The sequence below is a fragment of the Polaromonas sp. genome, assembly GCF_043778355.1.
Classification (GTDB): Bacteria; Pseudomonadota; Gammaproteobacteria; order Burkholderiales; family Burkholderiaceae_C; genus Polaromonas.
Window position 1 is genome coordinate 1 of the sequence record NZ_JAYWHI010000079.1, and the last position, 25,421, is coordinate 25,421.

A 25,421-nucleotide genomic window follows, 5' to 3' on the forward strand; every position below is an offset into this window, starting at 1 on the left:
GTTGGAAGGTGGGGCGGGAGAAATCTCAAAACTGTCGGTCCGCTGCCGCGGCCGAATCCGAAGCGAGTCCCTCCACCCCGACACCCATAACATACAAGCCGAAGGCGAGTTCGAGCTCGGCCCCACTTTCGGCGAGCACCGCAGGCTGCCCCGGAGCGCAGCGCAGGGGACCCAGACCATCGGGTCGCCTTTTTCTTTGCTCACTTTCTTTTTGGCGACGCAAAAAGAAAGTGAGTTGCTGCCGGGCAACCCCCGGCTTGTTGGCACACAGCACGGGCCGAAGCGAAGAAGGCTTCGACAGGCTCAGCCCGAACGGTGGGATTCAGCAAACATGGATCCTGAATCCAGTCCGGGATGACAGGCGAGGGGTGCGGAGCGGGAGGCCACCCCGTACCCAGCCGATTACCCATGCTTTACCCCCACTTCACCCACCCCACTTAAAATAGACCCATGCTCCAGCAACGCACCCTCAAATCCCTGACCAAAGCGGTCGGTGTGGGCCTGCACAGCGGGCAGCGGGTCGAGCTGACCTTGCGGCCTGCCGCGCCCGACACCGGTATCGTGTTCCGGCGCGTGGACTTGCCGCAGCCGGTGGACATCCTGATCTCTGCCGAGGCCGTGACTGACACGCGCCTGGCGTCCACCATCTCCAGCGGCAGCGCCAAGGTGCACACGGTGGAACATCTGATGTCGGCCTGCGCCGGGCTGGGCATCGACAACCTGTATGTCGACATCACGGCCGAGGAAGTGCCGATTCTGGATGGCTCGGCTTCGTCGTTTGTGTTCCTGCTGCAATCTGCGGGCATTGAATTGCAGGCGGCCCCGAAGCGATTTATCCGCGTGCTCAAGCCGGTGGAAGTGCGCGAGGGGCAAGGTGCGAACGAGAAATGGGCGCGTCTGTCGCCGTATAACGGCTACAAGCTGGGCTTCGAGATCGACTTTGACCACCCGGCGGTGGACTCCACCGGTCAGCGTGTCGAGTTCGACCTGGGCACCGGCTCCTACACCCGTGACATTGCGCGGGCACGCACTTTCGGCTTCACCAAGGATGTCGAGATGATGCGCGCCAACGGGCTGGCGCTTGGCGGCGGGCTGGACAATGCCATCGTCATGGACGACTACCGCGTACTCAATACCGACGGCCTGCGTTACAACGACGAGTTCGTCAAACACAAGATTCTTGACGCGATGGGCGACCTCTACCTGCTCGGCAAGCCGCTGCTGGCCGCCTACAGCGCCTTCCGCTCCGGACACGCGCTGAACAACAAGCTGCTGCGCGAGTTGCTGTCACATGCCGACGCTTTCGAAGTGGTGACCTTTGAGGACGAGAAAAAGGCGCCTCAGGGTTTTGCGCAGCTGGCGCGAGCCTGGTAGGCAGGTCGCTGCATGGCTGTTTTTCGCATCGTCATTGTGTTGCTGCTGGTGGCTGCCGGCATTTCGTTTGCGCTGTTCGCACTGACCTCCAATGTGCGTTACAAACGCACCGGCCTCAGACTTCTCGGGGGCACCCTGATCGCAGCTTTCATCTTTTTCGCCATCCTGATCGCCGACGAACTCCTCTGGGGCTAGCTCCCAGCCAGTTCAATGGTGCCGGCCGTCCTTGAACGAGGCGGTGGAGGTGCGGCCCAGGGTGGTGGCGCGCGCCAGAATCGCGGCCGAGCCGCCCACATGCGCATGGGTGATCGCCAGCGCCAGCGCATCGGCCGCGTCCTTGCCGGGCAGTCCAGGGAGCTTGAGCAGGCGCTTGACCATCTCCTGCACCTCGGGTTTACCGGCCTTGCCGTAACCAGCCACGGCTTTTTTCATCTGCAGCGGCGTGTATTCGGCCACCTCGATGTTGCAACTGACCAGCGCGGTAACGCAGGCGCCGCGCGCCTGACCCAGCATCAGCGTGGCCTGGGGATTCACATTGACAAACACGATCTCGCAGGCTGAGCTGTCCGGGCTGTAGCGCGCCGTGATTTCGCAGATGCCGTCGAAAAGCACCTTGAGCCGTGCCGGCAGGTTGCCCCGGTCCAGATGTGTGGTCTTGATGGTGCCGCTGGCGACATACGTCAGCGCGTGGCCATCCACATCGATCACGCCGAAGCCGGTGATCTGCAGGCCAGGATCGATACCCAGGATTCTCATCTGCTCTGCTTTTGATAGCTGCTCGCGCTTTTGGAGTAGGGGCTAGAGGCCAAAATACCACCGAACCGAATGAAAAAACACCGGTGCAGCAAAACACAGGGCATCAACGCGGTCCAGCAAGCCGCTGGCGCCGGTGACCGACTTGCCTTCGCTGCCCCAGTTGGTGATGCCGCGGTCGCGCTTGAGCGCCTTCATCACCAGGTGGCCGAGCGATCCGGCGACACAGGCAATCAGCGCCATGGCCACGGCTTGGGCCGGCTTGAACGGTGTCAGGCCTGACATCAGGCCGCCGACGAAAGCGCCGGTGGCGATGCCGATCAGCCAGCTGGGCCAGTTGAAGCTCTGGCTGACCTGCGGCGCGGTCGGCGTGCGTGGCCACTTGCGGTTGGCCAAGTGTTGCACCAGCATGCCGGTCTGCACCACAAACACCAGGAAGAAAACGAGGAAGGCGTTTTTGCCGCTGTAGTTGGGAAAGCCCAGCAGCAACAACGCCGGCACATGGCTGATACCGAAGACACAAACCATGATGCCCCACTGCAGCTTGGCATTGCGTTCGAGGAAACGCTGTGGGTCATTGGCCAGCGCGCTGACCACCGGGATCGCCAGGAACACATAAACCGGAATGAACACCGTCACCAGGTCGAAGCGTTTGGTGATCACCAGCCAGAACTGCACCGGCAACACCACAAAAAACGCCAGCACCAGACTGCGGTGGTCACCGTGGCGGGTTGGCGACAGCGTGATGAATTCGCGCAGCGCAAAAAAGGCCACGATGGCAAACAGCAGCGTCGCTACCGTTTCACCCGAGGCCCAGGCCAGCCAGAACACGGTACACATCATCCACGAGGTGTTGAGCAGGCTGGTCAGCTCCTTGATGTCCTGCGTGCGTATCTCGTTATCACCGTCGTCGCGCAGCGAGATCACCAGCGCGGTGATGCTGGCGGCGATCAGCAGGCCGAACACCATCACAAACAGCAGGCCGACCTGCTGCGAGGGTGTGAGGTTGCGCAGAAAGCTGCTCATCAGGTGTCCCTCAGCGCAATCACCGCCTGCCGCGCGCGTGTCAGGAAACTGCTGCGCTCTTCGCCAGGCTGCAGCACCAGCGGCGCACCGAAGGTCACCGAACACAGGATGGGTACGGGCACCACTTCGCCCTTGGGCATCACCCGCTGCACATTGTTGATCCAGGCGGGTACCAGCACCACCTGCGGAAACTTCTGCGCAAGATTGAAAAGGCCGGACTTGAAGGCCTGCGGCTCCTCCTGGTTACCGCGTGTGCCTTCTGGAAACAGGATGATGGAGTCGCCGCTTTCGAGCGCGTCGACCAGTGGCTCCAGCGGGTCCTGGTCGGTGGTCTTGGTGCGGTCCACATAAATGGCGTTGAACACCGCCGTGGTGATCCACTGCTTGAACGGTGTTTTGGTCCAGTAGTCCTTGGCCGCAATCGGCCGGGTGATGCTGCGCAGCTCGCTCGGCAGGGCGGCCCACATCAGCACCAGGTCGGCATGGCTCTGGTGGTTGGCAAAATAAATGCGCTGCTCGGCCTTGGGCGGGCAGCCTTGCCAGCGGGCCTGTGCGCCGGTCAGCGCGCGGATCAGGCCGAGCAAAAACAGGCTCATGGCTTTTGCACGCAGGTTCATGGCACCTCCACCCCGCCCATGCGCGCGGCAATGGTGGAGGCGCGCGAAGCCAGGTAGCCGGAACCCGGCCGGGTTTCAAAATACTTGGGGCGCGGCAGCATCACCGCCAGGCGGGCTGCTTCGTAAGCGCTGAGTTTTGATGCCGGCTTGCGGAAATAATGCTGCGCCGCTGCCTCGGCGCCGAACACGCCTTCGCCCCATTCGACGTTGTTGAGGTAAATCTCCAGGATGCGCTGTTTGCTGAGCAGCGCTTCCAGCATCAAGGTGAACACCAGCTCCTGGCCCTTGCGCATCAGGGTGCGCTCGCCCGACAGGAACAGGTTTTTGGCGAGCTGCTGCGTGATGGTGGAGCCGCCGACAACTTTTGGTGGTTTGGCCGCCTTGCCGCCGCTGGCTGGAGCCGCCTTGTTGCCGAGCCGGCTGGCCGCTTTCTCGGCGCGCTGCTCGGCCTGGGTATTTTTTTCCCAGGCTTTTTCCAGCGCTTCGAGGTCTACGCCTTCGTGCTCGATAAACGTGGCGTCCTCGGAAACAATCACCGCACGTTTGAGGTTGTCGGACAGTTCCGAATAAGGCACCCATTGCTGGCGCCATTTCAGACTGCCATGTTCGGTCACCACCCGGTAGATCTCCGAGCGCTGGAACGCGGTGGACTGGGGGTCCACCAGCACCATCAGCGCAATGCGACCGACAAAATAGAGCTGAACCGCTAACCCGGCGATCAGCACCAGCAGCAACCAGCGCAGCAGCGCTTTCATGCCAGCGCCTTGCGCATTTCCTGCAGCACCTGGACCGAGGGCGGCCGCACGCCGCGCCAGAAGGCAAAGGACTCGGCGGCCTGCTCGACCAGCATGCCCAGGCCGTCGCGCGGCAGGGCGCCGTGGGCTTGTGCCCAGTCGGCAAAACCCTTGGCCGCCGGGCCGTACATCATGTCGTAGGCGAGTGCGCCAGGCTTGAGTACACGCGCGTCCACCGGCGCAGCGCCACCGCCCAGGCTGCTGGCGGTGGCGTTCACGATCACATCAAAATTAGCCTCCAGCCCATGCTGCTCCTGTGCGAGCAGCTCTGTTTTTTGTAGCAAGATGCGCAGCGATGGATGGCTGGCATGGCGTGCCACCAGTTCTACGGCCTTGGCATGGGTGCGGTTGGTGACCACCAGCCGGCGCGGCCCCGCCGCCAGCAGCGGGCCCAACACGCCGGCTGCGGCCCCCCCGGCGCCCAGCAACAGGATGTCGCGCCCGGCCAGCTTGACGCCTGCATTGAGCTGGATGTCATTGACCAGGCCGATTCCGTCGGTGTTGTCGGCGGTTATCTGCCCACCTTCACCGAACTTCAGCGTGTTGGCAGCCTGCGCCAGCATCGCGCGTTCACTGGCGCTATTGGCCAGGCGGAAAGCCTCGAACTTGAAGGGCACGGTGACATTGCAGCCGCGGCCGCCATTGGCCATCCACTGCTGCAGCGTCGCGGTGAAGCCGTCGAGGGGTGCGAGCTGTTTGCTGTACGCCATGGCCTGGCCAGTCAGTTCCGCAAAGCGCGCGTGGATGGCTGGCGACTTGCTGTGTGCAACCGGGTTGCCGAGGACGCAGTAGTGATCCATAAAAAGTGTAAGCCGGCCCTAGCGCTCGGTCAATCTGGTTTCCAGCGTTTCGTCGCGCGTGAACTTGAAGCGCGAAACCACCACGATCTGGTCGGCTTTGCGGCGCATCGCCTCGCTGAAGCTGCCGAACGGGCCAGTGGCGCGCGCGATGGCCTGGGCACGTCGGTCCAGCGTGAGGTTGCCCGAAGTTTCGACCACCTCGGTCGACAACACACGGCCGTCGAAATTGATGGTCAGCACCATGGTCAGTTCGCCATACAGTTTCTTGCCGGCCATCTCTGGAAAGTTGACCGTGCCGCGCTCCTCGATCTTGCGGCGCAGCGCGTCGTAATACACGGCGTACACCTCCTCGCGTGTGGCTGGGCTGATGTAGCGTTTTTTCGGCCGCGCATTTTCCTCGTTGATGCGACGCTCGATCTCGGCCAGGATCTTGATCAGTTGTTTGCGTTTTTCCTCGCGCTCGGCCTGCGCCGCGTCGCGCGTGGTGACCTTGGGGTCGGGCGGTGGCATGGCCGCCAGCGCCTTCTTGATTTGCGCCAGCAGCAGGGTCTGCTGCTCCTGCATCGCCTCGATCTTGCGCTGCGCGTCTTCGCTGGCGTCGCCAAGTTCGGTCAGCGCCGAGGGCGGAAGCGGGCTGGTGGCCCGGCCCCGCTCCGCATCGCCGCCGCCGGCCAGCGAGGCCTGGGCAATCGCCTTGGCCAGGTCCGGTCGTTCTTTAGATTTGGCGTTGACCAGAATCACTTCCAGCGGTGTGTCCTGAAACACCCGGTTGAAACGCTCCGGGTCGACAAAACGTACGGTCAGCAGCACCGCATGCAGGGCGACTGAAAAGCCCAGGGCAATGTGCAGGGTGCTGGGTGACTTCACAGAACAGGATTATCTGCGCTAACTGGCCGCTGGTGCCACCGCAGAGCCGTCATCGGACACATCGCTGAGATCGACGGCAATCGAGATCGGACCGGCGGCGATCTCCGATTCGTTGTCTTCCTCGTCCACCTGCCCGGCGGCAGCGTCGTCCACGACCAGGTCCAGACGCTCAACTACCGTGCCGCTGACATCCAGCGTGATCTCGTCGATCTCGCCGAGGCGGATGCGCAGCTTCGCGCCGCGCGGCAGCCCCTGCGCGCCCAGAGCCGGCAGCACCAGCGGCAGGTCGTCGGCGCGCACCAGGTTGTCCTTGAAGGCGGTGGCGGTCAGCTCGGTGATGCCGTTTTGCTGCAGGTATGTGAGGGTCCAGTAACGCTCGATGCCAGCCTGAAAACCGTTGTAGGCGCTGTAGGCGCCGTCGAAACCCGAGATGATTGAAAACAGTTCCGCGTCCTTGGGCTTGAAGGGTGCTGCCAGCGCGGCGGTGCGGCCATGTGTGACGCAGGCAATGATCTGCCACTGGTTGACCAGGTCGGTGTAGCGGCGCAGCGGCGAGGTGGCCCAGGCGTAGCTTTTCACGCCTATGCCGGCGTGCGGCAGCGCCCTGGTGCCCATGCGCACCTTCACGCCCGGCGCCAGGCTGGCCTGGCTGCGGTAGATGCCGGGCACACCGTGTTCGGCGAGCCATTCGCCCCAGGTGCTGTTGGCCAGAATCATGGCTTCGGCGACGATCAGGTCCAGTGGCGCACCGCGTTTGCGGATGCTGATGCTGACCTTCTCCTTGCCTTCCGGCTCCTGGCCGGTCGGGTTGTCAAGGCTGAAGTTGTAGTCGGGCCGGTTGAAGTTTTCCGGCTTGCCACGCACGACTTCGCGCTGGGCTTTGAGGTGCCGCGCCAGCCGGTGTAAAAAGGACAACTCGACGCCCCAGGCCACATCGGCCGGCGGCGCACCGGCTGCTGCAGCTTCAAAAAATTCCTCAGTGAATACCGCGTCCAGCTTGTCGTGGCGCAGGTTGGCTGCAATCGGCACCTGCTCCAGCCGCGTGGCTGTGCCGCTGATGGCCAGGGTGGCTTCATCCAGCGTGACGTACAGCGACAGGGCAGGGCAGTTGCGCCCTTCCTGCAGGGTGTAGCTTTGCACCACCGCGTCGGGCAGCATGGTCAGCTTGTAGCCCGGCATGTAAACGGTGGACAGGCGGGCGCGGCCCAGCAGGTCGATGGGGCTGCCGGGCAACACCGCCAGGCCGGGTGCGGCGATGTGGATGCCCAGCGTGACGGTGCCGCTGCCCAGGCCCCGCACCGACAGTGCGTCGTCAATCTCGGTGGTGCTGGAGTCGTCGATGGAAAAGGCCTGCACATCCGCAGCGAGCGGCAACGCATCCTTGACGGGCGGCGCCTGCACGGCGGGGAAGGCCGTGCCTTTCGGGAAGTTTTCGAACAGAAAGCGTTTCCAGTGGAACTGGTAGGGCGAGGCAATGGCTCCGGCCTGTTGCAGCAGGTCCAGCGGCGCCTTGTGCGCGGCGCGCGAGGCCTCGACCACGGCTTTGTATTCAGGGCTGTTTTTATCAGGCTTGAACAGGATTTTGTATAGCTGCTCACGCACTGGCGCCGGGCAACTGCCCTGCGCGAGTTCTTCGGCCCAGGCAGTGATTTGTGCAATCACCTGCTTCTTTTTCTCGATGGCGGCCAGCGCCTGCTGCAGGATCTCGGCAGGGGCCTTGCGAAAACGCCCCTTGCCGGCGCGCCGGAAATAATGCGGCGCCTCAAACAGCCGGAACAGGGCGGCGGCCTGCTGCTCGGTGGACGCGGGTTGGGTCGGGTCGGCGCTGAAATAGTCGCGCGCCAGCTCGGCAAAGCCGAATTCTTCCTCGCTGGCAAATTCCCAGGCCAGGTCCAGATCGATTTCTTCGCTGATTTTCTGCCCCGCTGCGACCAGTGCGGCCGGCGCGGGTTTTTCAAACTTCAGCAGCGCGTTGGCGGCCTTGAGCTTGACCCGTTTGCCCGAGTCCAGCTCGACCTGCAGCGAGCTGTCCGCCTCGGACAAAATACGGCCAGCCTGAAACTTCCCGGCTTCTTCAAACAATACAAACAAAACGACATCCTTTGGTTACGCTGGCGCAGCAAACCGAACATCCCGCAAGGGCTGGTCTGCAGCAGGGACTAGTGTAATCAGCGGCTACGCGCGGGCCTTCATGACACAGCCAGGAAGTCCATGACTTCCGGCAGGTGGCGCTCGAAGTCGCTGAGGGCGTGGTCGCCGCCTTCGAGCAGACGGATGTGTGCGCCGGGATAACGCCCCGTCATTTCGCGCCAGTCCAGCACTTCGTCACCTTTGGCGATCACTGCAAAATAATTTTCTGGACGGGCCACCGGTCCGTGAGTGAGGGCCTGCAACTCATCGATAAACCGGGGCTCGAAGAAAAAGCGCTCATTCGGGTCATTCCAGGCAGTTTGTTCACCGATGTATTTGGCCAGATCGCGCGCCGGGTTGACGGCGGGATTGAGCAGCACCGCCTTGCAGCGGCCGGTCTCGGCCACATGGGTGGCGTAAAAACCGCCCAGCGACGAGCCGACCACGGCCATCGATGCCTTTGGCCAGCCCGCGATGCCGTTGCCCACCATCTGCATCGCTTCCCTCGGCGAGGGCGGCAGTTGCGGACACCACCAGGTGACATCCGGGTGGCGGCTCAGCATCCACGCAGCCACTTGCCTTGCCTTCGCTGATTGTGGTGAGGAGCGAAAGCCGTGCAGGTAGAGGAGGTGGGTGGTGGGCATGGGGTGTTGGGCTCGCAGCACGTGACCAAGGTCTGAAAAAACGGACAGGTTCTTCGCTGACGAGGTTAATTTGCTATTGAATTAATAGCTACATACGCCCACTGGGCATGGGCTGCAGACAGATTTATTTCAATAAATCGATGGCCTGACGCTTAAAACTTGGGCATGCCCTTCATGCCACCCATGCGTTTCATCATCTTCATCATGCCCCCGCCCTTCATCTTTTTCATCATGCCCTGCATCTGTTCAAACTCATTGAGCAGTCGATTGACCTCCTGCACCTGAACGCCGGAGCCGGCGGCGATACGGCGCTTGCGCGTGGCCTTGATCAGTTCGGGCTTGCGGCGCTCCAGCGGGGTCATGCTCTGGATGATGCCCTCCTTGCGGCGTATGTCTTTTTCCGCCTTGTTCATGTCCACCTGGCCGGCCTTGGCCGCCATCTGTGCCGGCAGTTTTTCCAGCAGGCTGGACAGGCCGCCCATGCTTTTCATTTGCTGCAACTGGCTTAAAAAGTCGTTGAGGTCAAAGCCGCTGCCGGACTTCATCTTGGCGGCGAGTTTTTGTGCCGCTTCCATGTCGACACCCGCCGTGACCTGCTCGACCAGCGCCACGATGTCGCCCATGCCCAGGATGCGTCCGGCATGGCGTTGGGCGTCGAAGACTTCGAGGCCGTCAATCTTTTCGCTGGTGCCCGAGAACTTGATCGGCGCGCCGGTGATCTGGCGCACGCTGAGCGCGGCGCCGCCGCGCGAGTCGCCGTCGGTTTTGGTCAGGATGATGCCGGTCAGCGGCAAAGCCTCCTTGAAGGCTTTGGCGGTATTGATCGCATCCTGGCCCTGCATGGCGTCGACGACAAACAGGGTCTCGACCGGATTGAGCGCCGCATGCAAGGCCTTGATCTCGGCCATCAGCGCCTCATCAATCGCCAGCCGGCCAGCGGTGTCAACCAGCAGCACGTCGAAGAAGTGTTTGCGTGCATAGTCGAGCGCGGCCAGTGCAATATCCACAGGTTTCTGCTCGGCGGTGCTCGGAAACCATTCGGCGCCGGCCTGTTTGGTCACGGTCTTGAGCTGCTCGATGGCGGCCGGGCGGTACACGTCGCCCGAGACCGTCAGGACCTTCTTCTTGCGTTTTTCAATCAGATGTTTGGCGAGTTTGGCGGTGGTCGTGGTTTTACCCGCACCCTGCAGGCCGGCCATCAGGATCACCGCCGGCGGCTGGGCCGCCAGGTTGATGTCGCTGACGCCCTCGCCCATGGTCGCGGCGAGTTCGCGGTTGACGATGCTGACCAGCACCTGGCCGGGCGACAGCGAACTCATCACCTCCTGGCCCAGGGCCTTGTCCTTGACGCGGGCGATGAAGTCGCGCACCACCGGCAGTGCCACGTCGGCTTCGAGCAGCGCCATGCGCACCTCGCGCAGCATGTCCTGCACATTGGATTCAGTGATGCGGGCCTGGCCTCGCATTTCCTTGACGAGGCGGGAAAGTTTGTCGGTAAGGGCAGAGGCCATGAGCAGGCTCCACAGCTGGAGCAAAAGGAAGTGAAGGAAGAATTCAGGCCTGCGCGGCAGGCAGCTACAGCTAAACTGTAGCCATGATTTTAACTTTGAGCGCTGGGTGGGGTCTGGCGACGGCCATCGCCGCCGCGCTGGCCTACGCCGTGCTGGCGTTGGCAGCCCGGCGCCTGAGTGAAACTGCCACCCGCGTCCTGCTGTTTCTGGCCTGGCTGCTGCACGCGCTGGCATTGGCCGACGGCCTGCTGGGGGAGCCTCCACGTTTTGGTTTTGCCCCGGCCCTGTCGATGACCGTCTGGCTGGTGCTCAGCGTCTACGCAGTCGAGAGCCGGCTGTTTCCCCAACTGAAGGCGCGCTGGGCGCTGGCCGGTCTGGGGACGGCCGCCGTACTGCTGGCACTGGTGTTTCCGGGTTCCAGCTACCACCTGATCGCCTCGCCCTGGTTGCCGCTGCACTGGGCGCTGGGTATTGCATCGTATGGCCTGTTTGCTGCGGCCGTGGTGCATGGCGGGCTGATGAACCGCTCCGAACGCTCGATCCGTTCGGCCACGCAAACGGACACGGGTGTGCCCTTGTTGACGCTGGAGCGCCTGACTTTCCGGTTTGTGCAGGCGGGCTTTGTGCTTCTGTCTGCCACGCTGGTGGTGGGCTGGTGGTTTGCCGAAACCCTGTACGGTCCCGGCCTGGCCTGGCAGTGGAACCACAAGACCGTGTTTTCAGTTCTGGCCTGGTTGACCTTCGCCGGTCTGCTGGCCGGCCGGGCGCGCCTCGGATGGCGTGGCCGCCAGGCGGTGCGCCTGCTTTATCTGGGCTCAGGCTTGCTGTTGCTCGGATATGCGGGCTCGCGATTTGTGCTCGAAGTGGTTTTGAAGCGCGTATGAAATACCTGATTGTTTTTGTGGTGGTGCTGGTCGGTGTCTGGTTGTGGCGCAACAGCCGGCGCACCGAACTTCGCGAGAAAAAATCCAGGGCGCCGACAGCGCCCAATGTCGCCGGTCCCAAGCAAGCCACTGAAGTGGTGGCCTGCGCGGTCTGTGCCGTCCATCTGCCGCGCCCTGATGCCTTGCCTGGCAGTCGCGGTTTGTATTGCAGCGACGCGCATCGCCGGCAAGGCGAGGCCTAGGTCCAGGCCTGGCGGCCACTCGCGCATGAACAGGCCCTCGATGCACGCGTCCCAGGATTCAGGCAACTCCTGGTTCGGTCCGGCAGACAATCGTTCAGGCGTCTGGGATTCGGGACCGGCGGGCGAATCCTTTGGCCGGCTCTGGCGCGCCTTCATGACTGCCCGCGTCACGATTGCCAGTGTCCTGCTGGCGCTGCAGGCGACCATTTACGCCTTGGGGCAACCGGTCGAGAAAGTCATGGTCCTTTTGTGCCTGGCCTATTTTGTCGCCACGCTGGCAGTGCGCTTGTGGGCCCAACCCAAGCCGCCGGGCAGCACCTTTGATGCGCAATGGGTGTTCACGGTAGGCATTGATGTACTGGCATTTTCCGCCTTGAATTTCTGGCAAACCGGGGCGATCAACTACACCGCGCTGTTTGCCTTGCCGGTCCTGCTGGCTTCCATCCTGGGACCGATTTTGCTGGCCTTGGGCACGGCCGCCAGCGTCACGCTGCTGCTGCTCACCGATGCCTGGTGGTTGTCTTTGCAATCCGAGGGCGAATCCACCTCCCGCTTTTTGCAGGCGGGCCTCAGCGGGTCCGGATTTTTTGCGGTGGCTTTGCTGGCCAACCAGCTGGCGTTGCGCCTGTCCAGGGAGGAGCAGCGGGCCTACAGCAGCCAGTCGGCTGCCCGCATGCAGACGCAAGTCAATGAACTGGTGATCGACACCCTGGTCGACGGGGTGCTGGTGATCGACACCAACGGCATCGTTCGCGCGGCCAACCCGGCCTCCCGTCGTCTGCTGACGGCGCAGGGCGAAGCACGCACCGCGCCCTTCGTACTCGCGGCAGAGGGTGCATGGCAGCCGCTGGCGGAACTGGCGCACCAGACGTTCGAGCGGCAAGCGCCGCAGCAGGCAGAAGTGGGGCTGGGACATGCCTCGCGCGATGCCCGGCGCCTGCAGGTGCGTACGCGCCTGGCAGCCTCGCGCGACGGCTCGCGCGAAAGTTTGTGTGTGATGTTCCTGGAGGACCTGCGGGAGATGGAGGCCCGGGTTCGCACTGAAAAAATGGCCGCCATGGGCCGCATGTCGGCGGCCGTTGCCCATGAAATCCGAAACCCGCTGGCCGCCATCACCCAGGCCAATGCCTTGCTGGAAGAAGACCTGCAGGACGCCGGGCACCTGCAACTCACTGGCATGGTCGCGCAGAACGCCCAGCGCCTGGCACGTATTGTCGAGGAAATCCTCAACCTCTCGCGCGTGCAGGAACAGGCTCCCCAGGTGCAGACGCGCGCGCTGCGGCTTGATGACATGATGCAGCGCATCTGCGCGGACTGGGCGCAACAAAACGCGGCCAGTCACCGGCTGCGGGTGCAGCCAGGCTCCGGCCAGATCGCGATTTTGTTCGAGGCCGAACACCTGCGGCGCCTGCTCGTCAACCTGCTGGACAATGCCGTGCGTTATGCCAGCCCGGCCGCCGACGCCATCCAGGTGTCCTCTGATGCCATTTCGGGGCAGGTGCGCCTGCTGGTCTGGAGCGATGGACAGCCGCTTGAAAAAACTGTGCAGGCGCATTTGTTCGAGCCCTTCTTTTCGTCGGAAAGCCGTTCCAGTGGACTGGGTCTGTATATTTGCAGGGAGCTGTGCGAGCGCCACGGTGCCCTTGTGGGTTACCAGCGGGTAGCGCGCGGACGGGTCGAGGGCAACGAGTTTTTTGTCATCTTCAAACCCGCAGCCGCTGACATGGCGCTGCCGCCGGGCGCCATCGGCACGCTGTTTTGACGCCCCGCTATTCTGTTAAAAACACGAAACGCCCATGAGCACCCCGAATCAGGCCCACATACTGGTGATCGACGACGAGCCGGACCTGCGCACCCTCTACGAGCTGACCTTGCTGCGCGAAGGTTACCGGGTTGAGGCCGCTGCCGATCTGGCGCAAGCCCGCGTCCACTTGCAGGAGCGGCGCTTTGACGCCGTGATCACCGACATGCGTTTGCCCGACGGCCTGGGTCTTGAATTGTTGCGCGAGATGGTGAGCCAGCAGCGGCCCGAGCGCTGCGTCGTCATCACCGCCCACGGGTCCGCCGAAAACGCGGTCGAGGCCCTCAAAGCCGGCGCCTTTGACTACCTGACCAAGCCGGTGGATCTCAGGCAATTTCGCAGCGTGGTGGCTTCGGCCATCCAGACACCGGCCGGAAACGGGCTGACGGTGAGCAGTGACAGGGCAAAACCCAACCCCGATGTTGCCGCTACCCCGGCTCCCAGGGCGGCCAGCCCTGGCGACGAATCGCCGACCTTGCGGCGCCTGGTCGGTGAGTCGGCCGTGATGCAGGCCGTCAAGGCCCGCATCGTCAAGGTGGCGGGCAGCATGGCGCCGGTGCTGATTCAAGGCGAATCGGGTACTGGCAAGGAGCTGGTTGCGCGGGCGGTGCATGACTGCAGCCATCGCGTGGCGGGACCTTTTGTCGCGGTCAATTGCGGCGCCATCCCCGAGAACCTGCTTGAAGCCGAATTTTTTGGCGCCCGCAAAGGCGCTTACACCGGCTCGGCGCAGGACCGCCAGGGGTATTTTCAGGCCGCCAAGGGCGGCACCCTGTTTCTTGACGAAATTGGCGATCTGCCGCTGGCCATGCAGTCCAAGCTGCTGCGCGCGATCCAGGAGCGGGTGGTCCGGCCACTGGGCTCGGCGCAAGAGGACACGGTGGATGTACGTGTGGTCAGCGCCACCCACAAGGATCTGGGCGCTGCGGTGGCATCCGGGCATTTTCGCCAGGACCTGTATTACCGGCTCAACGTGATCGAGATCCAGGTGCCAGCGTTGCGTGATCGCCGCGAAGACCTGCCGGTGCTGTGCCAGGATTTGCTCGGCCGGATCTGCGGGGAGTCGGGCCTGCCCATTCCCGACCTCTCCGCCCAAACCCTGGCGCGCCTGCAGGCGCATCCCTTCAACGGCAATGTGCGGGAGCTCGAAAACATGCTGCACCGCGCGGTCGCGCTTGGCGAAAGCAGCGATCTGCACATGGCGCTGCCGACGGTTGAACAGGTGGTGACGGTACCGGATAACCTGCAGAATTTCCTGGATGCACAGGAGCGTGGCATCCTGACCAAGGTGCTGCAGGAAACCGGCTTCAACCGAACCGCGGCGGCCGCCAAGCTCGGCATCAGTCTGCGCCAGATGCGTTACCGCATCGCCCGCCTGGAGATCGTCACGCCTCACGGTGATGACGTGTCCGATGAGCCCTAGCATGTTGCCCAACGCGGGTTCCGCCGACGGGCCGCCCCTGGGCGGAACAGCCCCTGTTCCTGGTGCAAGGGGCAGCGAACCGCCGAAGGCTCACGAAGTGGCCAGCGTGGGGGCTGGTGTGCGGCCACTCTGGCAGCAGGGCTGGTACCGCTACGCGCGACAACTGGTGTCACCGAACTTTGGCCCGCGCCCCATTGGCGCAGTGATTGATCTGATCGTGATCCATTCCATCAGCCTGCCGCCGGGTGCCTTTGGGACCGGGCAGGTGCAAAAACTGTTCAGCAACGAGCTCGACTGGGACGCCCACCCCTACTTCCAGGGCATACGGGGCTTGCAGGTGTCGTCGCACTTTTTCATCACCCGTGATGGACAGTTATGGCAATTTGTCAGTTGCGACCAGCGTGCCTGGCACGCGGGCGAGTCGAGCTACCGAGGCCGCAACAATTGCAACGACGACTCGATAGGTATCGAACTCGAAGGCCTGGAAGGCGGACCATTTGAAGCCGCCCAGTACGAAACGCTGTCAAGCATCTGCGCGGCGCTGTTGCGCCATTACCCGGTGCAGCACCTGGCCGGTCACCAGCACATCGCAGGCGGCCGCAAGTTCGATCCGGGCGCCGGGTTCGACTGGCCGCAGTTGCAAGCTTCGTTGGGTTTGTCGGCTAAGTGTTTTCCCTCAGACGACTGAAGCGGCTCGCATCTCGAAAACACACCAAGAGGGTGCAGCAAGAAAAAATGCAGCACGTCCGGCGGGCTCGCGGTGTCCCGGCGACGCTCAGAAAAATCAATGCTGTTGCGGCTTGCAAGCCGGTTGCCCCCATCCCGGTACGTACCGGTCACACTGAGGCAGGCGGCCGCAGCGCGGCCCAAGATGGGCATTATTTACAGGCAAAAAAAAGTGACACGAGGTAACGCCAGAAAAAGCAGGCGATACACTACCTGTAGTGCTTGAAATCACTCCAGACCCTAGGTATAGTGTCTGAGCCCTATATTCAATTTGATGCATCCGGGGCACCGCAACCCAAGGAACAGCAGCCAAACGCGTCCGCCACCGGCAACCGTCAGCCCTCCCTTAGCCCCCAAGCCATCGAACGCTCACTAACAACAAAGACACAACGAGGAACCATGCAAACAGCCCAACATGCAACACCCGTCACCGGCATGCCGATGGCCACCCAGTCCGCCAGCAACAACGCCCAGCCCAATCCCCTGACCCACTACCAGATCATTCGCCGCAACGGCGCCGTCGTGCCTTTCGAGCCGAACAAAATTGCTGTGGCCATGATGAAAGCCTTCCTCGCGGTGCACGGCACGCAGGGCGCGGCGTCGGCCAGCGTGCGCGAAACCGTGGACGGCCTGACCCAGGCCGTGATGCGCGCGTTGATGCGTTCGCGCCCCGGCGGCGGTACCTTCCATATAGAAGACGTGCAGGACCAGGTCGAGCTCGGCCTGATGCGCGGCGGCCACCACGAGATCGCCCGCGCCTATGTGCTTTACCGTGAGAAACGCACGCAGGAACGTGCACGCCAGCCACAGGCCCCGGCTTCCCTGGCGCCACAATTGCATGTGATCGACGGCGGCAAAAAAGTCGCCCTTGACCTGGGCAGGTTGCAGGCGCTGATTGAGGCGTCCTGCGCCGGTCTGGGTGCCGAGATCAAGCCCGACCCCATCGTTGCTGAAACCATGCGCAACCTGTACGACGGCGTACCTATCGACGAGGTTTACAAGGCCTCCATCCTGGCAGCCCGCACCCTGATCGAAAAAGACCCCGACTACACCTACGCCACCGCGCGTCTGCTGCTGCACACCATCCGCCGCGAAGTGCTGGGGGAGGAAGTGGTCCAGGAAGACATGGGCACGCGTTATGCCGAGTACTTTCCGCAATTCATCGCCAAGGGTGTGCAGAACGAGTTGCTCGACGAAAGATTGCAGCAGTTTGACCTGGAGCGGCTGGGTGCCGCGCTCAAGCCCGAGCGCGACCTGAAATTCGACTACCTCGGCCTGCAGACGCTGTTTGACCGTTACTTCCTGCACGTGCGCAAGCAGCGCATCGAATTGCCGCAGGCCTTCTTCATGCGTGTGGCCATGGGCCTGTCGCTCGACGAGATCGACCGCGAAGCGCGCGCCATCGAGTTCTACGAAATCATGTCTTCGTTCGACTTCATGTCGAGCACACCGACACTGTTCAACGCCGGCACACTGCGCTCGCAGTTGTCGTCCTGCTACCTCACGACGGTGGCCGACGACCTGGGCGGCATCTACGACGCCATCAAGGAAAACGCGCTGCTGTCCAAGTTTGCCGGCGGCCTGGGCAACGACTGGACCCCGGTGCGCGCACTCGGCGCCCACATCAAGGGCACCAACGGCGAATCGCAAGGCGTCGTGCCTTTCCTGAAAGTTGTCAACGATACCGCCGTAGCGGTCAACCAGGGCGGCAAACGCAAGGGCGCGGTTTGCGCCTACCTGGAAACCTGGCACCTGGACATCGAGGAGTTCCTGGAACTGCGCAAGAACACCGGCGACGACCGTCGCCGCACGCACGACATGAACACCGCCAACTGGATCCCCGATCTGTTCATGCGCCGCGTCATGGAAAAAGGCAGCTGGACGCTGTTCTCGCCGTCGGACACGCCCGACCTGCACGACAAATTCGGCGTCGATTTCGAAAAGGCCTACGTCGCCTACGAAGCCAAAGCCGAACGCGGCGAAATCAAGCCTTCGCGCAAGCTGCAGGCGATCGACATGTGGCGCAAGATGCTCTCGATGCTTTTCGAGACCGGCCATCCCTGGATCACCTTCAAGGATGCCTGCAATGTGCGCTCGCCCCAGCAGCACGTCGGTGTTGTGCACTCGTCCAACCTGTGCACCGAGATCACGCTCAACACCAGCGACACTGAAACCGCGGTCTGCAACCTCGGCTCGGTGAATCTGGTGCAACACCTGAAAGACGGCGCGGTTGACCACGAGAAGCTGAAAAAGACCATCACCACCGCCATGCGCATGCTGGACAACGTGATTGACATCAATTACTACGCCGTCAAAAAAGCGCGCGACTCCAACATGCGTCATCGCCCCGTGGGTCTGGGCATCATGGGGTTCCAGGACTGCCTGTACGAGCTGCGCATTCCTTACGCGTCGGATGCGGCTGTCGATTTCGCCGACAAGTCCATGGAAGCCGTGTGTTACCACGCCTACTGGGCCTCGACAGAACTGGCCAGGGAGCGCGGCCAATACACCAGCTACAAGGGCTCGCTGTGGGACCAGGGCATTTTGCCGCTGGACACGCTGGACCTGCTGGCCAAGCAGCGCGGCGGCTACCTGGAAGTGGACCGCTCGGCCACGCTGGACTGGGATGCCTTGCGCCAGAAGATCGCCAAAGACGGCATGCGCAACTCCAACTGCGTGGCCATCGCTCCGACCGCGACCATCTCCAACATCATCGGCGTCGATGCCTGCATCGAGCCCTGCTTCGGTAACCTGTCGGTCAAGTCCAATCTGTCCGGCGAGTTCACCGTCATTAACCATTACCTGGTGCGCGACCTCAAGCGGCTGGGTCTGTGGGATGACGTGATGGTGGTGGACCTCAAGCACTTTGACGGATCGCTGCGCCCCATCGACCGTGTGCCGCAGGACATCAAGGCGCTGTATGCCACGGCGTTCGAGGTGGATGCGACCTGGCTGGTCGAGGCGGCGTCGCGTCGGCAGAAGTGGATTGACCAGGCGCAATCGCTCAACATCTACATGGCCGGCGCCTCGGGCAAAAAGCTCGACGACACCTACAAGCTCGCCTGGTTGCGCGGCCTGAAGACCACCTATTACCTGCGCACCATGAGCGCCACGCACGCCGAGAAGTCCACCGTGAAAGCCGGCAAGATGAATGCGGTCGCTTCGGGCAACACCGACGACACCGGCAGCATGAATGCACTCGATGCGGCAGCGGCCACGGCGCAGGCACAGATGGATGCATCACCTGCGACCGACATCAAGTTCTGTGCGATTGATGATCCAGGTTGCGAGGCCTGCCAATAACAAAACGAATCGCGGCACTGAAAAATGCAGTGTCCGATTCGATGTAATTGAGCAACACTAATTTATAGCGATGTGAATGAACACTTTTCATTTTGTATCGCTGCTTTCATAATCCAACTTATTGGAAACACCTATGTTGACTTGGGACGAAGAAGCCAAACCATCGTTGCAAAAATCTTTGAACAGCGGCTTGCCTGAAGGCCGCTCGATGGAGCTTCCGCCTCTTTCCTCCGTGCAGCCTCAGGCAGTGACCCGCATGCTTGATGACAGTGCACTGATCTCCACGCAGACACGCGCAGCAGCAGCTCCTGCCGCTGCCGTCGCCCCCACCGGGCACCGTGTCAAGGCCGCCGACAAACGCATCATCAATGGCCAGACCGATGTGAACCAACTGGTTCCGTTCAAGTACAAGTGGGCCTGGGAAAAATACCTGGCCAGTTGCGCCAACCACTGGATGCCCCAGGAAGTGAACATGACGCGCGACATCGCGCTGTGGAAAGACCCGAATGGTCTGACCGAAGATGAGCGCCGTCTGGTCAAACGCAACCTTGGCTTTTTCGTCACTGCCGACTCGCTGGCCGCCAACAATATTGTGCTGGGCACCTACCGCCACATCACGGCCCCCGAGTGCCGCCAGTTCCTGCTGCGTCAGGCCTTTGAAGAGGCCATCCACACCCACGCCTACCAGTACATCACCGAGTCGCTGGGCCTGGACGAAAGCGAAATTTTCAACGCCTACAACGAAGTCCAATCGATTCGGGACAAGGACCAGTTCCTGATTCCTTTCATCGACGCCATTTCAGACCCGAACTTCAAGACGGGAACGCAAGAGGCTGACCAGACCCTGCTCAAATCACTGATCGTGTTTGCCTGCCTGATGGAAGGCCTGTTCTTCTACGTCGGCTTCACCCAGATTCTGGCGCTGGGACGGCAGAACAAGATGACAGGCGCGGCCGAGCAGTATCAGTACATCCTGCGCGACGAGTCCATGCACTGCAACTTCGGCATTGACCTGATCAACCAGCTCAAACTGGAAAACCCGCTGCTCTGGACGGCAGAGTTCAAGGCCGAGATCAAGGCCTTGTTCCTCAAGGCGGTCGAACTCGAATACCGCTACGCCGAGGACACCATGCCCCGTGGCGTGCTGGGCCTGAACGCTTCCATGTTCAAGGGTTACCTGCGCTACATCGCCAACCGCCGGGCCACGCAGATCGGCCTGGAGACGCTGTTCCCGAACGAGGAAAACCCGTTCCCGTGGATGAGCGAGATGATCGACCTGAAAAAAGAACGCAACTTTTTTGAAACCCGCGTGATTGAGTACCAGTCCGGTGGCGCTCTTTCCTGGGATTGACAAGGCTGCAGCCACACAATGACTTCAAGAATTGCAATGACCAGCGACGCTACCAAAGAGTGCGCGTTGGGCTTTGCTCCTGTGTTCGTGGCGCTGGGCGCGGTTATCCGTCCGCCCAACGCCGTGAATCGCTTCGCGTACTCCAACCGTGAAGTGCTCTTTGCAATGTGATCAAGGAGAAAACTATGGCAACTGCGAAAAAATCTGCGGCTAAAAAAGCTGCTCCGAAGAAGGCCCCTGCTAAAAAAGTAGCGGCTAAAAAAGCCCCGGCCAAAAAAGCGCCAGCGAAAAAAGTAGCAGCTAAAAAAGCTCCTGCGAAAAAAGCGCCAGCGAAAAAAGCCCCGGCCAAAAAAGTAGCGGCCAAAAAGCCAGCTGCTAAAAAAGCAGCAGCTAAAAAGCCTGCGGCCAAGAAGGTAGCGAAAAAAGTAGCGAAAAAAGCGCCAGCGAAGAAAGCTGCTGCGAAGAAACCCGCTGCCAAGAAGCCTGCCGCCAAGAAAGCAGCGAAAAAGCCCGCTGCGAAGAAAGCCGCGAAAAAACCCGCTGCCAAAGCACCTGCTGCACCGGCTGCCCCTGCGGCTCAGACTACTCTGAACCCGCAAGCTGCCTGGCCGTTTCCGACAGCCAGCAAGCCGTAAGCAATAAGGTACTTTTGCTTAAAGCCCGGTATCGCAAGATGCCGGGCTTTTTCTTTGCAGGAGAGGGTTTGGCAGCAGTGCAGATCTGCTATTGATTAAGTAGCTGAGTATGCCAGCCAATCATGGGCTACAGGCCGATTTGTTCCGAAATCAGAGTGTAGTTCTGGCCGCCGCGGTAGGCGATTTTGTGGGCACCGACACGGTTGCCCAGCTCGGCGCAACGCGCCAGCGGCCAGCCCTTTTCGAGACCAAACAGCAGTGCGCCACGAAACGCATCGCCGCATCCTGTCGGGTCAACGACTTCGGCGGCCTTGACCGGTGGCACCAGCGTTTTTTCGCCGGCCACCCAGACTTCGCAGCCTTCGGCCCCGAGGGTGACGATGAGACCCTCAACACGTTTTGACAACTCTGCAATCGACAGGCCTGTGCGATCACACAGCAGCTTGGCTTCGTAGTCGTTCACGGTCACCCAGGTCGCCAGCTCAACGAAGTGCGCCAGGTCCTTGCCGTCAAACATGGGCAGGCCCTGACCCGGATCGAACACGAAAGGAATACCGGCCGCCTTGAACTGTTCGGCGTGCTGGAGCATGGCATCGCGGCCGTCCGGCGAGATGATGCCGATGGTGATGTCGGCCCGTGCCGCGATATGTGTGGTGTGGGCTTGACCCATGGCGCCCGGATGGAAGGCTGTGATCTGGTTGTTGTCGCGGTCCGTCATGATCATGGCCTGCGCGGTGTAGGCACCTTCCAGCTCGCGGACAAATTCGGTGCTGATACCCAGCGTGTCCAGGCGCGCCACATACTCGGCGCCGTCGCTACCGACGGTGGCCATGGGCAGCGGCGTGCCGCCGAGTTGCTTGAGGCTGTAGGCGATGTTGCCGGCGCAGCCGCCAAACTCGCGGCGCAGGGCCGGCACCAGGAACGACACATTGAGGATGTGCAACTGATCGGGCAGGATCTGCTCGGCAAAACGACCCTCAAAGGTCATGATGGTGTCAAAGGCCAGGGAACCACAAATCACAGCAGGCATAAGGTCTCGATTCAGTCGGGGACAGTCAGGGATAAAAAGCAAGAACGCGGTAGCCGGCAACCCGTAGCGGGGCCGACACCCTGGGTGTTGCCGACGTGCCGGCGCCGGCGGTGGGTGCTGGCGCAGGGTTTGAAACACCAATGGCCAACAGGCCTGAAAATTCGGCGCCAGCCGCCAGCGTGGCGGCGTCGGCGCCGAGCTCGCCGGGTGCCAGCACGCGCCGCAGCAGTGCCTGGTCCTGGTTGTCGGTCAAGGTCAGCTCCAGGGAGGGCATGGCCAGCGGCACACTGCCGGTGTTTTTGATGACGACCTTGAGGCGGTAGGCATCCGGGCCAATTTTGTTGAAAGACGAGCTGTCGATCACGATGGATTCGATCTGTCGCAGGGGCTGGATGTCGCAGCCCAGATAGACACACAAGGTCTGAATACTGGTGTTGAGGCCAGATTGTCGGGCAGCCAGCGCGCTTCTCTGGAACAACGCGACCTGCAGCAACAGGACGATCAGCAGAACCAGCGAAGCCGCACCCAGTGCCCAGCGCATGGCCGGCTGGCGCCAGAAGGCCTGACGCCTGGCATCCCGCACAAACGACACATCCTGCGGGCGGTCACCAGGCGCTTCGGAGTCGTCGAAGCTGCTGTCGTGCTGCGCCTCGCGCACTGGCGCGTCTGGCAGCATATAACTGTCGGGGCTGACCGAAGACGCGAACACCTCGGCCGCGAGATCGGGTGGCAAGGACACCTGGACTTCAGGCAGGGACTGCGGTGCCGCTGGCGACGCGACCTCGGCTGAGATGGCGGGGGATTCCGGCGTTTCAGGTGCCAGCAGCATCGTTGCCAACGGTGCAACAGTGCCGGTGTCGGTGTCGGTGTCGGTGGGGTCTGCCGCCGATGATCTGGAGTAGCCCGCGGGCGCTGCCGAAGCAGGAGGCGGGGAAGCAGAGGAAGCTGTGCGCGCTTGCAAATAGGCCGCAGCATCAAAGACTTCGGAGCACTGACCGCAACGCACCCATCCCTGGGAAATCTTGAGTTGGTCGGCCACGACTTTGAACATCGTGCCGCAGGCGGGACAGCGCGTAATCAGGCTCATTTAGCTGCGTATTGTACGGGGGCTCTGCGGCGGTATGCCGCCGGATAGCCCCCGTGCGCAGCGCCAATCAGAGCCGCGCGGTCATCAGGATCCAGCCGTCTTCCTGGTCGCTCACGTGTAGCTGGCAGTAGGGCGCATAAGCGGTCTTGAGCTCGTCGGCCTGCCGCTCCAGGATACCGGCCAGCACCAGCGAACCACCAGGCATGACACGCGAACACAGCAGCGGCGCCAGCACCTTGAGCGGCGTCGCCAGAATATTGGCCAACACGGTTTGGTACAGGCCGTCAACCTTGTCGGGCAGACCAGCGTTCAGCGTCACATGGTTGGCTTCAGCATTGGCCAGGGTGGACTGCACGGCGGCATCGTCGATGTCGACAGCATCAATGGCCGAAGCACCGAACTTGGCGGCGCCTATCGCCAGAATACCGGAGCCGCAGCCATAGTCGAGGACCCGGCCCAGGGGTTCTCTGTCCAAGGATGTAGGCAATGCATCAGAGAAATTTTCCGACGGGCCGCCCCTAGGAAAATTAGCCTCCTCGGGGGGCAGCGTAGTACGCGAAGCGACAAGCGTGGGGGCACCGGAAATCCAGCGCAGGCACATGCGTGTGGTCGGATGCGTGCCAGTGCCGAAAGCCAGGCCTGGATCGAGCCGGATCACCTGTGTGGCTTGTGCGGGCGGCTCGTGCCAGGTCGGCACGATCCAGAATTCGGGCGTGATCTCGACCGGCGCGAACTGCGACTGCGTCAGGCGTACCCAGTCCTGCTCGGCCACCGCCTGGATGGCCACGACCTGGCAAGCGGCAAAAAAATCCTGCGCACTCAGCAAGGCCGCAGCATCACGCGCCAGCGCCTCACTGTCAAACAGCGACACCACGCGCGAGCGCTCCCAGCCGGCTTTGGGGGGCGGCATGCCGGGCTCGCCGAACAGCGCCTTCTCGGCCGGCGTCTGCGCATCGGCGTCTTCCACCGACACGCTGAGGGCATCGAGTGCTTCAAGCGCATCGCTGACGGTTTCGACCTGGTCGACCGGGGCCAGGAGAATCAGTTCAAACATGATTTCTCGCCAATCGGTCAGCGATCTCTTTTCGACAACCACTCTTCCAGGTAATGGATGTTGGTGCCGCCGTCCATGAACTTGGCGTCCACCATCAGCTCGCGGTGCAGCGGGATGTTGGTGTTGATGCCTTCGACCACGGTTTCGGCCAACGCCGTGCGCATGCGGGCCAGGGCCTGCTCGCGCGTGTCGCCATGAACAATGATCTTTCCGATCATCGAGTCGTAGTTGGGCGGTACAAAGTAGTTGGCGTAAATGTGCGAGTCCACCCGCACGCCGGGGCCGCCCGGCGTATGCCAGGTGGTGATGCGCCCTGGCGATGGCGTGAACTTGTAGGGGTCTTCGGCGTTGATGCGGCATTCGATCGCATGGCCCTTGATCTGGATATCGCGCTGGGCGAAGGGCAGCTTTTCGTTGGCCGCCACCATGATCTGGGTTTTCACGATGTCCACGCCGGTGATCCACTCGGTCACCGGGTGTTCGACCTGCACACGCGTGTTCATTTCGATGAAATAGAACTCGCCGTTTTCGTAGAGGAATTCGAAGGTGCCGGCGCCGCGGTAGCCAATCTTCTTGACGGCCGCGACGCAGCGGTCACCGATGCGCTCGATCAGCTTGCGCGGGATGCCTGGCGCCGGGCCTTCCTCGATGACTTTCTGGTGGCGGCGCTGCATGGAGCAGTCGCGCTCACCCAGCCAGACGGCATTTTTGTGCTGGTCGGCCAGGATCTGGATCTCGATGTGGCGCGGGTTCTGCAGGAATTTCTCCATGTAGACCTCGGGGTTGCCGAAGGCCGCACCGGCTTCGGCCTTGGTGGTCTGCACCGCGTGCAGCAGCGCCGCCTCGGTGTGCACCACACGCATGCCGCGCCCGCCGCCACCGCCAGCCGCCTTGATGATGACCGGGTAGCCGACCTGCTTGGCGGTGCGTTTGATGATCACCGCATCGTCCGGCAAAGCGCCTTCTGAACCGGGAACACAGGGCACACCGGCCTTGATCATGGTCTGTTTGGCCGAGACCTTGTCACCCATGATGCGTATCGATTCCGGCGTCGGGCCGATGAATTTGAAACCGCTTTTTTCGACGCGTTCTGCAAAATCGGCGTTTTCGCTGAGGAAGCCGTAGCCGGGGTGGATCGCCTCGGCGTCGGTGACCTCGGCGGCTGAGATGATGGCCGGCATGTTGAGGTAGCTCAGCCCTGAGGGGGCCGGGCCAATGCAGACCGACTCATCGGCCAGCTTGATGTATTTGGCCTCGCGGTCGGCTTCCGAATACACCATCACGGCCTTGACGCCGAGCTCGCGGCAGGCGCGCTGGATCCGCAGGGCGATTTCGCCGCGGTTGGCGATCAGTATCTTTTTGAACATGC

At 62.2% G+C, this 25,421-nt stretch carries 24 protein-coding genes; 11 read left to right on the forward strand and 13 right to left on the reverse strand.

What is annotated here, in order from left to right; all coding sequences use genetic code 11:
• Positions 1-450: 450 nt before the first annotated feature.
• Both lpxC and ACH2CW_RS11580 read left to right on the forward strand, forming a co-directional pair.
• A complete protein-coding gene (lpxC, locus tag ACH2CW_RS11575) occupies positions 451-1,374 on the forward strand; it encodes a UDP-3-O-acyl-N-acetylglucosamine deacetylase (RefSeq protein ID WP_395058233.1) in 924 nt (307 codons plus the stop codon).
• 12 nt (positions 1,375-1,386) lie between these two features.
• Positions 1,387-1,569: a hypothetical protein gene (locus tag ACH2CW_RS11580; protein WP_395058235.1), complete on the forward strand. Its 183-nt coding sequence runs from the start codon at positions 1,387-1,389 to the stop codon at positions 1,567-1,569.
• A 12-nt stretch (positions 1,570-1,581) separates the two neighbouring features.
• Here ACH2CW_RS11580 and ruvC read toward each other — a convergent pair whose 3' ends face one another.
• The 9 genes from ruvC to ffh form a co-directional block, all read right to left on the reverse strand.
• Positions 1,582-2,130 carry a crossover junction endodeoxyribonuclease RuvC gene (ruvC, locus tag ACH2CW_RS11585; RefSeq protein WP_395058237.1) on the reverse strand — a complete coding sequence of 183 codons (549 nt, stop codon included), beginning with the start codon at positions 2,128-2,130 and terminating at the stop codon, positions 1,582-1,584.
• A 42-nt stretch (positions 2,131-2,172) separates the two neighbouring features.
• Positions 2,173-3,153: a phosphatidate cytidylyltransferase gene (locus tag ACH2CW_RS11590; protein WP_395058239.1), complete on the reverse strand. Its 981-nt coding sequence runs from the start codon at positions 3,151-3,153 to the stop codon at positions 2,173-2,175.
• Positions 3,153-3,770 (reverse strand): lysophospholipid acyltransferase family protein, encoded by a 618-nt coding sequence (locus ACH2CW_RS11595; RefSeq protein ID WP_395058241.1) that lies wholly within the window; start codon positions 3,768-3,770, stop codon positions 3,153-3,155. Before ACH2CW_RS11595 ends, ACH2CW_RS11590 begins: the two co-directional genes overlap by 1 nt.
• The gene (locus ACH2CW_RS11600) at positions 3,767-4,525 is read right to left on the reverse strand and encodes a transglycosylase domain-containing protein (protein ID WP_395058243.1); all 759 of its coding nucleotides are present in this window, start codon (positions 4,523-4,525) and stop codon (positions 3,767-3,769) included. The genes ACH2CW_RS11595 and ACH2CW_RS11600 overlap by 4 nt, the downstream gene beginning before the upstream one ends.
• Positions 4,522-5,364, reverse strand: a complete 843-nt coding sequence (gene aroE / locus ACH2CW_RS11605; RefSeq protein ID WP_395058245.1) for a shikimate dehydrogenase — start codon at positions 5,362-5,364, stop codon at positions 4,522-4,524. The genes ACH2CW_RS11600 and aroE overlap by 4 nt, the downstream gene beginning before the upstream one ends.
• Positions 5,365-5,382: 18 nt before the next feature.
• The gene (locus ACH2CW_RS11610; RefSeq protein ID WP_395058247.1) at positions 5,383-6,231 is read right to left on the reverse strand and encodes an energy transducer TonB; all 849 of its coding nucleotides are present in this window, start codon (positions 6,229-6,231) and stop codon (positions 5,383-5,385) included.
• 18 nt (positions 6,232-6,249) lie between these two features.
• Entirely contained in the window at positions 6,250-8,322 is a 2,073-nt protein-coding gene (locus ACH2CW_RS11615) for a ribonuclease catalytic domain-containing protein (RefSeq protein WP_395058249.1), read from the reverse strand.
• 98 nt (positions 8,323-8,420) lie between these two features.
• Positions 8,421-9,005 (reverse strand): YqiA/YcfP family alpha/beta fold hydrolase, encoded by a 585-nt coding sequence (locus ACH2CW_RS11620; RefSeq protein ID WP_395058251.1) that lies wholly within the window; start codon positions 9,003-9,005, stop codon positions 8,421-8,423.
• A 152-nt stretch (positions 9,006-9,157) separates the two neighbouring features.
• A complete protein-coding gene (ffh, locus tag ACH2CW_RS11625) occupies positions 9,158-10,516 on the reverse strand; it encodes a signal recognition particle protein (protein ID WP_395058253.1) in 1,359 nt (452 codons plus the stop codon).
• Positions 10,517-10,599: 83 nt separating this feature from the next.
• Between ffh and ACH2CW_RS11630 the strand changes: the two genes are divergently transcribed.
• From ACH2CW_RS11630 to ACH2CW_RS11670, 9 genes are all read left to right on the forward strand, one after another.
• Positions 10,600-11,400, forward strand: coding sequence for an inner membrane protein YpjD (locus ACH2CW_RS11630; RefSeq protein ID WP_395058255.1), 801 nt, complete (start codon positions 10,600-10,602; stop codon positions 11,398-11,400).
• Positions 11,397-11,642 carry a PP0621 family protein gene (locus ACH2CW_RS11635; RefSeq protein ID WP_395058257.1) on the forward strand — a complete coding sequence of 82 codons (246 nt, stop codon included), beginning with the start codon at positions 11,397-11,399 and terminating at the stop codon, positions 11,640-11,642. Before ACH2CW_RS11630 ends, ACH2CW_RS11635 begins: the two co-directional genes overlap by 4 nt.
• 154 nt (positions 11,643-11,796) lie before the next feature.
• A complete protein-coding gene (locus tag ACH2CW_RS11640) occupies positions 11,797-13,404 on the forward strand; it encodes a sensor histidine kinase (protein WP_395058259.1) in 1,608 nt (535 codons plus the stop codon).
• Between the two features lie 34 nt (positions 13,405-13,438).
• Complete coding sequence (locus tag ACH2CW_RS11645; protein ID WP_395058261.1) at positions 13,439-14,866, forward strand: sigma-54-dependent transcriptional regulator; 1,428 nt, start codon at positions 13,439-13,441, stop codon at positions 14,864-14,866.
• 1 nt (position 14,867) lies between these two features.
• A complete protein-coding gene (gene ampD, locus ACH2CW_RS11650) occupies positions 14,868-15,554 on the forward strand; it encodes a 1,6-anhydro-N-acetylmuramyl-L-alanine amidase AmpD (protein WP_395058263.1) in 687 nt (228 codons plus the stop codon).
• A gap of 437 nt (positions 15,555-15,991) precedes the next feature.
• Complete coding sequence (locus ACH2CW_RS11655; RefSeq protein ID WP_395058265.1) at positions 15,992-18,895, forward strand: ribonucleoside-diphosphate reductase subunit alpha; 2,904 nt, start codon at positions 15,992-15,994, stop codon at positions 18,893-18,895.
• Positions 18,896-19,028: 133 nt separating this feature from the next.
• On the forward strand, positions 19,029-20,246 hold the full coding sequence (locus ACH2CW_RS11660) for a ribonucleotide-diphosphate reductase subunit beta (protein WP_395058267.1): 1,218 nt from the start codon (positions 19,029-19,031) through the stop codon (positions 20,244-20,246).
• A 36-nt stretch (positions 20,247-20,282) separates the two neighbouring features.
• The gene (locus ACH2CW_RS11665; protein WP_395058269.1) at positions 20,283-20,417 is read left to right on the forward strand and encodes a hypothetical protein; all 135 of its coding nucleotides are present in this window, start codon (positions 20,283-20,285) and stop codon (positions 20,415-20,417) included.
• 14 nt (positions 20,418-20,431) lie between these two features.
• Positions 20,432-20,881 (forward strand): histone H1-like DNA-binding protein, encoded by a 450-nt coding sequence (locus ACH2CW_RS11670; protein WP_395058271.1) that lies wholly within the window; start codon positions 20,432-20,434, stop codon positions 20,879-20,881.
• Between the two features lie 127 nt (positions 20,882-21,008).
• Here ACH2CW_RS11670 and ACH2CW_RS11675 read toward each other — a convergent pair whose 3' ends face one another.
• From ACH2CW_RS11675 to accC, 4 genes are all read right to left on the reverse strand, one after another.
• Complete coding sequence (locus ACH2CW_RS11675) at positions 21,009-21,911, reverse strand: carbohydrate kinase family protein (RefSeq protein ID WP_395058273.1); 903 nt, start codon at positions 21,909-21,911, stop codon at positions 21,009-21,011.
• Positions 21,912-21,936: 25 nt separating this feature from the next.
• Entirely contained in the window at positions 21,937-22,962 is a 1,026-nt protein-coding gene (locus ACH2CW_RS11680; RefSeq protein WP_395058275.1) for a zinc-ribbon and DUF3426 domain-containing protein, read from the reverse strand.
• Positions 22,963-23,065: 103 nt separating this feature from the next.
• Complete coding sequence (locus ACH2CW_RS11685) at positions 23,066-24,052, reverse strand: 50S ribosomal protein L11 methyltransferase (RefSeq protein ID WP_395058277.1); 987 nt, start codon at positions 24,050-24,052, stop codon at positions 23,066-23,068.
• A gap of 17 nt (positions 24,053-24,069) precedes the next feature.
• The gene (accC, locus tag ACH2CW_RS11690; protein WP_395058279.1) at positions 24,070-25,419 is read right to left on the reverse strand and encodes an acetyl-CoA carboxylase biotin carboxylase subunit; all 1,350 of its coding nucleotides are present in this window, start codon (positions 25,417-25,419) and stop codon (positions 24,070-24,072) included.
• Positions 25,420-25,421 lie beyond the last annotated feature (2 nt).

What these genes read in the sequence shown, in the direction of transcription:
- lpxC (WP_395058233.1), top strand. Translation starts at nt 451, where the DNA reads ATGCTCCAGCAACGCACCCTCAAATCCCTGACCAAAGCGGTCGGTGTG.
- ACH2CW_RS11580 (WP_395058235.1), top strand. Translation starts at nt 1,387, where the DNA reads ATGGCTGTTTTTCGCATCGTCATTGTGTTGCTGCTGGTGGCTGCCGGC.
- ruvC (WP_395058237.1), bottom strand. Translation starts at nt 2,130, where the DNA reads ATGAGAATCCTGGGTATCGATCCTGGCCTGCAGATCACCGGCTTCGGC.
- ACH2CW_RS11590 (WP_395058239.1), bottom strand. Translation starts at nt 3,153, where the DNA reads ATGAGCAGCTTTCTGCGCAACCTCACACCCTCGCAGCAGGTCGGCCTG.
- ACH2CW_RS11595 (WP_395058241.1), bottom strand. Translation starts at nt 3,770, where the DNA reads ATGAACCTGCGTGCAAAAGCCATGAGCCTGTTTTTGCTCGGCCTGATC.
- ACH2CW_RS11600 (WP_395058243.1), bottom strand. Translation starts at nt 4,525, where the DNA reads ATGAAAGCGCTGCTGCGCTGGTTGCTGCTGGTGCTGATCGCCGGGTTA.
- aroE (WP_395058245.1), bottom strand. Translation starts at nt 5,364, where the DNA reads ATGGATCACTACTGCGTCCTCGGCAACCCGGTTGCACACAGCAAGTCG.
- ACH2CW_RS11620 (WP_395058251.1), bottom strand. Translation starts at nt 9,005, where the DNA reads ATGCCCACCACCCACCTCCTCTACCTGCACGGCTTTCGCTCCTCACCA.
- ffh (WP_395058253.1), bottom strand. Translation starts at nt 10,516, where the DNA reads ATGGCCTCTGCCCTTACCGACAAACTTTCCCGCCTCGTCAAGGAAATG.
- ACH2CW_RS11630 (WP_395058255.1), top strand. Translation starts at nt 10,600, where the DNA reads ATGATTTTAACTTTGAGCGCTGGGTGGGGTCTGGCGACGGCCATCGCC.
- ACH2CW_RS11635 (WP_395058257.1), top strand. Translation starts at nt 11,397, where the DNA reads ATGAAATACCTGATTGTTTTTGTGGTGGTGCTGGTCGGTGTCTGGTTG.
- ACH2CW_RS11640 (WP_395058259.1), top strand. Translation starts at nt 11,797, where the DNA reads ATGACTGCCCGCGTCACGATTGCCAGTGTCCTGCTGGCGCTGCAGGCG.
- ACH2CW_RS11645 (WP_395058261.1), top strand. Translation starts at nt 13,439, where the DNA reads ATGAGCACCCCGAATCAGGCCCACATACTGGTGATCGACGACGAGCCG.
- ampD (WP_395058263.1), top strand. Translation starts at nt 14,868, where the DNA reads ATGTTGCCCAACGCGGGTTCCGCCGACGGGCCGCCCCTGGGCGGAACA.
- ACH2CW_RS11655 (WP_395058265.1), top strand. Translation starts at nt 15,992, where the DNA reads ATGCAAACAGCCCAACATGCAACACCCGTCACCGGCATGCCGATGGCC.
- ACH2CW_RS11660 (WP_395058267.1), top strand. Translation starts at nt 19,029, where the DNA reads ATGTTGACTTGGGACGAAGAAGCCAAACCATCGTTGCAAAAATCTTTG.
- ACH2CW_RS11665 (WP_395058269.1), top strand. Translation starts at nt 20,283, where the DNA reads ATGACCAGCGACGCTACCAAAGAGTGCGCGTTGGGCTTTGCTCCTGTG.
- ACH2CW_RS11670 (WP_395058271.1), top strand. Translation starts at nt 20,432, where the DNA reads ATGGCAACTGCGAAAAAATCTGCGGCTAAAAAAGCTGCTCCGAAGAAG.
- ACH2CW_RS11675 (WP_395058273.1), bottom strand. Translation starts at nt 21,911, where the DNA reads ATGCCTGCTGTGATTTGTGGTTCCCTGGCCTTTGACACCATCATGACC.
- ACH2CW_RS11680 (WP_395058275.1), bottom strand. Translation starts at nt 22,962, where the DNA reads ATGTTCAAAGTCGTGGCCGACCAACTCAAGATTTCCCAGGGATGGGTG.
- ACH2CW_RS11685 (WP_395058277.1), bottom strand. Translation starts at nt 24,052, where the DNA reads ATGTTTGAACTGATTCTCCTGGCCCCGGTCGACCAGGTCGAAACCGTC.
- accC (WP_395058279.1), bottom strand. Translation starts at nt 25,419, where the DNA reads ATGTTCAAAAAGATACTGATCGCCAACCGCGGCGAAATCGCCCTGCGG.